This is a genomic window from Nitrobacter sp., from assembly GCF_051535215.1.
Lineage (GTDB): Bacteria > Pseudomonadota > Alphaproteobacteria > Rhizobiales > Xanthobacteraceae > Nitrobacter.
Window position 1 is genome coordinate 1 of sequence record NZ_JBPPLY010000036.1, and the last position, 9,631, is coordinate 9,631.

General features: G+C 61.5%; 9 protein-coding genes. 3 read left to right on the forward strand and 6 right to left on the reverse strand.

Going from position 1 to position 9,631, the window contains the following annotated elements; translation table 11 throughout:
• Together ACS3WB_RS16240 and ACS3WB_RS16245 are read right to left on the reverse strand one after the other, a co-directional pair.
• Nucleotides 1-1,378 (reverse strand): phytoene desaturase family protein (locus ACS3WB_RS16240; protein WP_438276510.1); only part of this gene is annotated, 1,378 nt, incomplete at its 3' end.
• A 41-nt stretch (nucleotides 1,379-1,419) separates the two neighbouring features.
• A complete protein-coding gene (locus ACS3WB_RS16245; protein ID WP_438276511.1) occupies nucleotides 1,420-2,223 on the reverse strand; it encodes a L,D-transpeptidase in 804 nt (267 codons plus the stop codon).
• 276 nt (nucleotides 2,224-2,499) lie between these two features.
• Between ACS3WB_RS16245 and ACS3WB_RS16250 the strand changes: the two genes are divergently transcribed.
• Nucleotides 2,500-2,838 carry a hypothetical protein gene (locus tag ACS3WB_RS16250; protein WP_438276512.1) on the forward strand — a complete coding sequence of 113 codons (339 nt, stop codon included), beginning with the start codon at nucleotides 2,500-2,502 and terminating at the stop codon, nucleotides 2,836-2,838.
• Between the two features lie 69 nt (nucleotides 2,839-2,907).
• Here the strand turns inward: ACS3WB_RS16250 and ACS3WB_RS16255 are convergent, their stop codons facing one another.
• From ACS3WB_RS16255 to ACS3WB_RS16265, 3 genes are all read right to left on the reverse strand, one after another.
• Nucleotides 2,908-3,669: an ABC transporter permease gene (locus ACS3WB_RS16255; RefSeq protein WP_438276513.1), complete on the reverse strand. Its 762-nt coding sequence runs from the start codon at nucleotides 3,667-3,669 to the stop codon at nucleotides 2,908-2,910.
• A gap of 1 nt (nucleotide 3,670) precedes the next feature.
• Entirely contained in the window at nucleotides 3,671-4,591 is a 921-nt protein-coding gene (locus ACS3WB_RS16260; RefSeq protein WP_438276514.1) for an ABC transporter ATP-binding protein, read from the reverse strand.
• A gap of 118 nt (nucleotides 4,592-4,709) precedes the next feature.
• Nucleotides 4,710-7,259, reverse strand: coding sequence for an ATP-dependent helicase (locus ACS3WB_RS16265; RefSeq protein ID WP_438276515.1), 2,550 nt, complete (start codon nucleotides 7,257-7,259; stop codon nucleotides 4,710-4,712).
• Nucleotides 7,260-7,504: 245 nt separating this feature from the next.
• Here ACS3WB_RS16265 and ACS3WB_RS16270 point away from each other — a divergent pair, with 245 nt between their 5' ends.
• Nucleotides 7,505-7,681, forward strand: coding sequence for a DUF1328 domain-containing protein (locus ACS3WB_RS16270; RefSeq protein ID WP_438276516.1), 177 nt, complete (start codon nucleotides 7,505-7,507; stop codon nucleotides 7,679-7,681).
• A gap of 10 nt (nucleotides 7,682-7,691) precedes the next feature.
• Here the strand turns inward: ACS3WB_RS16270 and ACS3WB_RS16275 are convergent, their stop codons facing one another.
• Nucleotides 7,692-8,201 (reverse strand): thioesterase family protein, encoded by a 510-nt coding sequence (locus ACS3WB_RS16275; RefSeq protein ID WP_438276517.1) that lies wholly within the window; start codon nucleotides 8,199-8,201, stop codon nucleotides 7,692-7,694.
• 261 nt (nucleotides 8,202-8,462) lie between these two features.
• Here ACS3WB_RS16275 and ACS3WB_RS16280 point away from each other — a divergent pair.
• On the forward strand, nucleotides 8,463-9,631 hold a 1,169-nt coding region (locus ACS3WB_RS16280), incomplete at its 3' end, for an AsmA family protein (protein WP_438276518.1).

Below are 9,631 nucleotides of genomic sequence, written 5' to 3' on the forward strand. Positions count from 1 at the left end.
CGAGGTCGAGCGGAGACAGGATCTGCCGGCCGATCACGCTGGCGGCAAAGCCGGGCGCGTAGCGGTCGACGGTTGCGATCATGAGGTCGGCGACCTCGTCGCGGTGGTCGTCCCAGGACGCGCCGTCGGGCAACTGCGGCGCGACGTGCTGGCAGAACAGGCTCGCGACATGGCGGCCGGACGGCGCAAGTGAATCATCGATCACGGATGGGATCAGAACCTCCACCACCGGTTCGCGGCTCCAGCCGAACCGGCGTGCGTCCTGCCAGGCACGGTCCATGTATTCAAGACCCGGCGCGATGATGATGCCGGCGCTGAGATGATCGCCCGCGCCCGGCAAGGCCGAGAATGAGGGCAGGGCGGAGAGCGCGACGTTCATCCGGAACGTTCCGGAGCCGTTGCGCCAGTTGCTGATGCGGTTGAGAAAGGCGGGAGAGAGGGAGCCGGCTGGCAGCAGCCGCGTATAGAGCAGCTTCGGGTTGACGTTTGCGGCGATATACTTTGCGCGAACCGTTCGTCCGTCATCGAGAACGACGCCCGTCGCGCGGCCGCGCTCGACAATGATCTCGCTCACGCCGGCGTCGGTCTCGATCTCGGCGCCGCGCAAGCGGGCGGCCGCGGCCATCGCCTGGGTGATCGCGCCCATGCCGCCGATGGCGTGACCCCAGACGCCCTTCTTGCCGTTCACCTCTCCAAAGGCGTGATGCAGCATTACGTACGCAGAACCGGCCGCATAGGGGCTGGCATAGTTGCCGACGATGGCGTCGAAGCCGAACAGGGCCTTCACCAGATCGGTTTCGAAGCGGTCGTCGAGCATGTCGCCGGCCGATCGCGCAAAGAGATCGAGCAGGTTGCGCTGCTGCTCCAGCGACAGACCGCGCAGGATTCCGATTGAGCCGATCGCGTTGGCGAATTCACGCGCGGCGTTGAGGCCAAATCTCTCGACGAGATTCGGCGGCGCGCGCAGCACGAATTGCCGGATCACGTCCGCGATTTCTTCCAGCTCGCGCATGAAGCCTTCGATCGCGACGGCATCCCGTTCGCTCAGGCGGGCGACCGAAGCCGTGGTGCGGCCTTCGCCGGTAAGGAGGTAACGGCCGTCGGCCGCGGGCAAAAAATTCTGGGCTCGGCGCTCGACGATCCGAAGGCCGTGATCGTGCAGCCGTAAGTCCGCGATGACTTTCGGATTGAGCAGGCTGACGGTGTAGGCCGCGACTGAATTGCGAAATCCGGGATGGAATTCTTCCGTCACGGCAGCGCCGCCGACCACCTTGCGCCGCTCCACGACCCTGACCCGCAGTCCGGCCATCGCGAGATAGGCGGCGCAGGTAAGCCCGTTATGGCCTGCGCCGATGATGACGACGTCGGTATCCGGCATGGTCCGCTTCGATTGATACGGGACGGCGACGGGCGTAGCCGTCAGTCGCCGAAGTCCGTGAACAGGCCGCGCGGTCGATAAGGCTGCGGCGCGTACACCTGCGGCGGAGAGGGCTGCGCATAACCGTAATCGGCTTGATCGCGGCCATAGTAATACTGCCGGGGAACGTTCTGCGCGTCGCGGAGGCGGCGAGAGCTGCGCGGCGCGGGATAGCGCTGATCGCTGGAACTGCCGTCCGCCGGGTAGATATAACCGTCGTCGCGAACGGCCGCTTGCGGCTGCTGACTTGGGACGATCCGTCCCTGCGTCAGATCGACCGGATTTCCGACGGCGTCATAAGATTGATCGTCCGGCGGATCGCGGCGGGCGACATCGGTTTTGCGCTTGCCGCGGGGATTGCGCGCCAGTGCGATGCGCGACGAGCCGGTCAGCGTGACTGTTGTATTGAGGACGCCTTCCTTCTGAACCAGCGCATAGAGTGTCGAGGCATTGGCGCGCGAAATGCGCACGCAGCCATGCGAGACGGGAACGCCGAGGCTGCCTTCCGAAAACGTGCCGTGGATGGCATGACCGATCTTGGTGAAGAAGATCGAGTGCGGCATCGGCGCGTCGTCGAATTCCTTGGAGAAATGGTCGGCTTCCATGCGGAAGGCCTGGAAGCGGCCGTTCGGGGTTTCGTGAGACGGATTTCCGCTCGAGACCGGCCAATGATAGCGCTCGACGCCGTCGACGGAGACGGTCATTTGCTGATTATCCTTGTCGACAAGGATCGACACCTTGGCCTGGGCGGCGCTGACGGCACCAAGAAGCAATAGACTGGTGAGGGGAATAAGAAATCTACGCATTTTACCTGGACCTCGGATGCAGCTAACGTCCCCGTGTCCTATATGCGCTCAAAACGGTGCTGCTTCCAGTAGCGGATTTGCGTCATCGTTAAATCTCGAAGCGGCATAACAAAGGCCAAGATGGGGCTAAAACCCTGTGAGATGAGGAGGTCGGTAACAGGCGACCGCAACCAAACCATGGTTCGGGAACTTTTGGAACACGATCGCGTTATGCTTCTCGCAATCCATTTCATCATGGCCCGTTCGCGGCCGAGCCAGCAGAGGATATAGATGCCCATGAAGACCAGAACCGCAGCAATGCCGATGAAAGCTTCAATCCGGCTTCAGTTCGCGGCCGCGGCCGCTGCAGCCGCTCTGGCCCTCGTTTCCATTCCGCATCTGGCGCACGCGCAGGGCGTCTTCGGAGGCATGGAGCGTGGTGCGAACCAGGGTGCGCGGGAAGGCAGCCGTGCGGCTGGTCCGGTCGGCGGTGCGATCGGCGGCGCGATCGGCGCCGGCGTCGGTGGCGCGGTTGGCGGCGTCAAGGGTGTCCTCGGCATTCCCGATCGCGGACCTCGCCGCGGCCATCGGTGCCGCGGCTATTGGCGCCACGGCCATTTCCACTGCTATCGATAAGAGCATTCGGCACAACAACAAGCGCGGCCCGGATCGAACCGGGCCGCTCTCTTTTGTGGCATAGCGAGCCTAGCTTTTCAGCCGGTAGCCCGTCCTGAAGATCCACCACACGACCGTCATGCAGATCACGAGAAAACTCACCGTCATGCCCATGCTCACGGAGAGGCTGACGTCGGCGATCTCGTAAAAGCTCCAGCGGAAGCCGCTGATGAGATAAACGACCGGATTGAACAGCGCGACCGTCTGCCAGTTCGGTGGCAGCATGCTGATTGAATAGAAACTGCCGCCGAGGAATGTCAGGGGCGTGATGATCAACATCGGAATCATTTGCAGTTTCTCGAAACCATCGGCCCAGATGCCGATGATGAAACCGAACAGGCTGAAGGTCACGGAAGTCAGGACCAGGAATGTCAGCATCCAAACCGGGTGATGGATGTGCAGCGGCACGAACAGGCCCGCGGTCGCCAGAATAATCAGGCCGAGGATGATCGACTTGGTGGCGGCTGCGCCGACATAGCCCAGCACGATTTCGAAATAGGACACCGGCGCCGACAGGATCTCGTAGATGGTACCGATGAATTTCGGGAAATAGATGCCGAACGATGCATTGGTGATGCTTTGCGTGAGCACCGACAGCATCACCAGCCCGGGCACGATAAAGGTGCCATAGCTGACGCCCTCGACTTGCGTGATGCGCGAGCCGATCGCCGCGCCGAAGACCACGAAATAGAGCGAAGTCGACACCACGGGAGACAAGATGCTTTGCAGCAGCGTACGCCAGGTTCGCGCCATCTCAAAACGGTAGATCGCTTTCACAGCCTCCAGGTTCATGTCAGGCCCTCACCAGGCTGACGAAGATTTCTTCCAGCGAACTCTGGGTGGTGTCGAGATCGGAAAACCGGATGCCGGCGGCCCGGAGATCGCCCAGCAGGCTGGTGATACCGGTATGTTCGCTTCGGGTGTCGTAGGTATAGATCAACTCTTTGCCGCCTTCGGCCAGATCGAGATTGTAGGCGGCGAGCGACGCGGGTAGGGCATCGACCTTGCTTTGCAAATGCAGCTTCAGCCGCTTCTTGCCGAGCTTCTGCATCAGTGCTGTCTTTTCCTCGACCAGGATGATCTCGCCTCTGTTGATGACGCCGACACGGTCGGCCATCTCTTCGGCCTCTTCGATGTAATGCGTCGTCAGAATGATCGTGACGCCGGAGGCTCGCAGCCTCCGCACTACATCCCACATGGCTTTACGCAACTCGACATCGACGCCCGCGGTCGGCTCGTCGAGAAACAGGATTTGCGGCTCGTGCGACAACGCTTTCGCGATCATCACGCGTCGCTTCATGCCGCCGGACAGTGTGACGATCTTGCTGTCCTTCTTGTCCCACAGCGACAGATCTTTCAAAACCTTCTCGATATGAGCCGGGTTCTTGGGCTTGCCGAACAACCCGCGGCTGAAACTGACGGTGGCCCAGACAGTTTCGAACGCGTCGGTATGCAGTTCCTGCGGCACGAGACCAATCAGCGAGCGGGTCGCCCGATAGTCGCGCTGAATGTCGTGGCCGTCCACCAGAACCTGTCCGATGGAAGGGTTCGTGATGCCGCAGATGATGCTGATGAGCGTCGTCTTGCCGGCGCCGTTCGGACCCAGCAGCGCGAAAATCTCGCCCCGGTTGATGTCGAGATTGATCGTCTTCAGCGCCGTGAAGCCGGATGCATAAACCTTCGACAAATCGGAAACGGAAATAATGGGTGACATGCGGGTTTGATACGCTGACTGATGGATGAAAGCAGGAATTGGGATTAACGAAGCCGGCTGGCGGCGAGATGAAAGTCCGGGTCAAGAGATAGGAACGCGCGTGATGTTTCGCAATCGGCTACACCAGCTCCACGAAACTATCGACCACCTTTTTCTCGCCGGCCTTGTCGAAGGCGATGGTCAGCTTGTTGCCGTCGATCCGCGTCACCTTGCCGTAACCGAACTTCTGGTGAAAAACCCGGTCCCCCGTTGAAAACGCGGACGCCGTGCCGGTGGATTTGGCGACCAGTTCACCTTCGATGGTGACCGGTGCGCGCTTCGAATTCGACCTCGCAGCATATGCTGCGCCGTCCTCGTTGAAGCCACCGCGACCGCGATTGGCCTGCGCGCGCTGCCAGCCGGGCGTCGAATAATTCGAGCTGAAGGACTCCATGTTGTCGAAGCGCGAGGGACCATAGCCGCCCGTTCCGCCCCAGCCCGAGCCACCCTTCGATTCCGTGATTTCGACATTTTGCGCAGGAAGTTCGTCGAGAAAGCGGGACGGGATCGTCGTCGACCATGAGCCGTGAATGCGTCGGTTGGTGGCGAAGTAGAGTTTCGCACGACGGCGCGCCCGCGTCAGGCCGACATGCGCGAGGCGGCGTTCTTCCTCGAGGCCCGCGCGTCCCTGCTCATCCAGCGCGCGCTGATGCGGAAACAGTCCTTCCTCCCAGCCGGGCAGAAAGACATTGTCGAATTCGAGTCCCTTGGCGGAATGCAGCGTCATGACGGAAACGGCATCCTCATCCGCACCGCCTTCGCGATCCATTACCAGCGAGATGTGTTCGAGAAAACCTTGCAGGTTCTCGAATTCCTCCATCGAGCGTACAAGTTCTTTAAGGTTCTCCAGCCGGCCTGCGGCGTCGGCCGAGCGGTCCTTCTGCCACATCTCGGTGTAACCGCTCTCGTCGAGCACGATCTCGGCCAGTTCCGTGTGCGGCATGGTCTCGCGCTGTGCGCGCCAGCGATCGAAGCAGTCGAGCAAGGCGCGCAGCGACCCGCGCGCTTTCGGCTTCAACTCGTCGGTCTCGACGACCGAGCGCGCGGCCTCGCTGAGCGGTATCCGCCGCTTGCGGGCGATCTCGTGCAGCATCTGCACGGTGGCGTCGCCCAGGCCGCGTTTGGGCACGTTGACGATACGCTCGAAGGCAAGGTCATCAGCCGGCGAGTTGATGAGGCGCAGATAGGCGAGCGCGTCGCGGATTTCAGCGCGCTCGTAGAAGCGCGGACCGCCGATGACGCGATAGGACAGGCCAAGCGTGACAAAGCGGTCTTCGAACTCGCGCATCTGGAACGAGGCGCGCACCAGAATCGCAATCTCGTTCAGCTTCTCGCCAGCGCGCTGGAGCTGTTCGATTTCCTCGCCGATAGCCCGGGCTTCTTCCTCGGAGTCCCAGGAGCCGGTGACAGTGACCTTCTCGCCGTCGACATCCTCGGTGCGCAGTGTCTTGCCAAGCCGGCCTTCGTTGTGTGCGATCAGATGCGAGGCGGCGGCGAGAATATGACCGGTGGAGCGGTAATTGCGTTCCAGCCGGATCACCTTGGCGCCCGGAAAATCATGCTCGAAGCGCAGGATGTTGTCGACCTCGGCGCCTCGCCAGCCATAGATCGACTGGTCGTCATCACCAACGCAGCAGATGTTTTTCTGTCGCGGAGCCTCGATCGGTGCTGACGAACCCTCTCCCTTTGCGGGAGAGGGTGGCGAGCGCAGCGAGCCGGGTGATGGGTGATTGGCTGCGGACAGCGACCCCTCACCCGCTTCGCCGCTTTGCGGCTCAGCACCCTCTCCCGCAAGGGGAGAGGGAAGTGGAGTGCGTGTCGGGGTCTGCGACAGCAACCGCAGCCACAGGTATTGTGCGACGTTCGTATCCTGATACTCGTCGACGAGGATGAATTTGAAGCGGTTCTGGTATTGCCGCAGCACGTCCGGATGCTCGCGGAACAGGCGGATATTCTCCAGGAGCAGATCGCCGAAATCGGCGGCATTGAGGATTTTCAATCGCGCCTGATAGGCGGCGTAGAGCTTGCCGCCGCGACCGTTGCCGAACACGGCCGCTTCGCCCGAGGGCACCTGCGCCGGCGCCAGGCCGCGATTCTTCCAGCCGTCGATCAATCCCGCGAGCATCCGCGCCGGCCAGCGCTTGTCGTCCACGTTGTCGGCTTGCAGAAGCTGTTTAAGCAGACGGATCTGGTCGTCCACATCGAGGATGGTGAAATTGGACTTGAGCTGCACAAGCTCCGCGTGTGCGCGCAGAATTCTACCGCCGATGGAATGAAAGGTGCCGAGCCACGGCATGCCTTCCACGGCTTGTCCGAGCATCTGGCCAAGCCGCTGCTTCATCTCGCGCGCGGCCTTGTTGGTGAAGGTCACTGAGAGGATTTCGCCAGGGCGGGCGCGCCCCTGGCTGAGGATATGCGCGATGCGGGTCGTCAGCACGCGGGTTTTGCCCGTGCCCGCACCGGCCAGCACCAGAACCGGCCCGTCCAGCGTTTCCACCGCTTCGCGCTGTTCCGGATTGAGTCCGGTCAGATACGGCGGCGTGGCCGCCGCGCGGGCGCGCGCAGCGATGCCGCCGGCGGCGGGCCGGTGCTCGGGAACGTCGTGAATCAGTCTGTTCGGCTCGGTCATGCGAATCGTCTTCTTCCCACGATGGCACCGCGGGGCGGCGAAGGGGAGCCTCGTTAGCAGGATTGCGTGGATATATAGGCACGACGACGTGTTTGCATCGGATTTTCTGCCGGCCTCACTCGCGATCCGCGCCGGCCATCGTAGTTTTGTTCCGCAAAAACCTCTCTCTCATAGCAGGGAACTATTGTTTCAGGGACGGATTGTTTTCTCAGCGGCGCGGGCGCCGAGACAACGGAGATCAAGTCATGCTGAGCTGGGTCGTGACATTTCTAGTTATCGCGCTGATTGCCGGTATTCTCGGCTTCGGCGGCATAGCGGGTGCATCGATAGAAATCGCCAAGATCATCTTTTTCATCGCGCTGATCCTGTTTGTGGTTTCGGCGGTGGTCGGACTGTTGCGAGGCCGTCGCACCGGAGTGTAGCGATAGCCCCCTAACGGGATTGCGAGGGCATCGCTATTCGCCGGCCGATGCCCTCGGGACGCGGGACCGGTTTGTGAACATCAGCGACAATTTCAATGCACGCACGAATGTCAGGCGGAAAGGGCGCGACTTTACGATCAACCATATCGACGTGAAGGGTCATGTTTTCGGAGGTCGCCGATAGCCATCCTTCAGTCGCGTGCCGCAACTCTTCGAAGATATGCAGACGTTTCTCATCGGCAGCGATCAGCAGCACGGACACCCGCACAGGATCGTCCAGACGGATTTCTCGCAGATAACGAACGTGACACTCGGCGGTGAAGGTCGAGCCGTTGCGTGTCTCCATGTAGTCCGGGCCCAATCCAAGCTCCACCCAGAACTCATCGAGCGCCCGGTCGAACAGGACGTTGTAGTAGGCCATGTTGAGGTGTCCGTTGTAGTCGATCCATTGCGGTTCGATCCGCATGACGGATGACTGAAACAGTTGCGGCCGGTCCACTTGGGCAGGCGTGCCAATCATGTTCGTTCCCTTGCTTTGTCCCCGTCAATCCTGGAAACCATCCTGATGGCGCGATGCGAGTCCCCGGTCGTCGCGGGGGATTGACCCCACCGTCGCTGCTACTTCGCCACAGTTAGCCATATTATACGATGTTGATCGGCTCGTTTTGGCTCGGTCTTGCAGGCTTGGGATCGATGCGGCAGTCTTGAGCCTCTGACACGCGTCTGGAACCGTGACTGAATCGGAATTCGATTTTGCCGGAACGTTTCAAGGGGAGACACCGTGCAGACTTCGCTGCTCGGCCTGGCGATTGCATTCATCGTTGCGCTCGTCGCTGCGCTGATCGGGCCTTACTTGATCGACTGGAACCGCTTTCGGCCCCGGTTCGAGGCGCAAGCGGCGCGCATGATCGGCGCTCCGGTTCGGATCGAGGGCGGGCTTGACGTCCGGCTGCTCCCGGCGCCGTCCTTGCAGCTTCGTTCAGTGGTGGTCGGAGGGCCGAATGATCCGGGCAAGGTGCGCGCCGGCAATCTCGGCGTCGAATTCAGTCTGGGTTCGCTGATGCGTGGAGAATGGCGCGCGACCGAACTGACGATCAACGACGTAGCACTGGATCTCGGCCTCGATAGCGGCGGTAGGATCGATTTGCCGCTGTCGCGGTCGTTCAATCCGGTTTCCATCGACCGGTTGAACCTTACGGGCCGTGTGGCGCTTCATGATGCGGCCAGCCGTACCACGCTTGAATTGAGCGACATCGCTTTCAGCGGCGACGTGCGATCCGGAGCGGCCGTTCGCGGCGACGGCAATTTCGTGCTGTCAGGAGAGCGTTATCCATTTCGGATATCGTCCGGACCGGTGAGCGATGACGACGCCAGCCGTGTTCATGTAACGATCGACCCCGGAATGCGCGCTCCATCAATCGATCTGGACGGAATTCTGTCATTCGATGAGCGCGTGCCACATTTCGAAGGCGCGGTGACTCTGGCAGGCGCATCCGAATCCGCCGCCAAGAACTTTTCTGGCGATCCGTCTCAAAGACCATGGCGTGTGTCGGCCAGGACCAAGGCCGCCCCGAGCGGTGCGCGGCTGGAGCAGGTCGAAGCGAGCTACGGTGCGGGGGAGGCTGCGCTGAAGCTCGTAGGCGTTGGCGACGTTCGTTTCGATGCATCGCCGCGGATTCATGCCGAATTGTTCGCACGTCAGCTCGATGCCGATCGTCTGGTGGCCAAGGACTCGCCCGCAATGGCGATAGCCGCGCTACAGGGTGTTTTGGCCAAGATTCCGCTGGCTCCGCTGGCCTCCGACATCGGGATCAGTGCCGACCAGATCATGCTGGGCAGCCGCTCGATACAAAATTTCCACACTGACTTGCGCGGCGACGCTGCATCATGGGCCGTCAGCCGAGTGGAATTCCGCGCTCCCGGCGCAACGCAGGTGGTGCTTGACGGTCA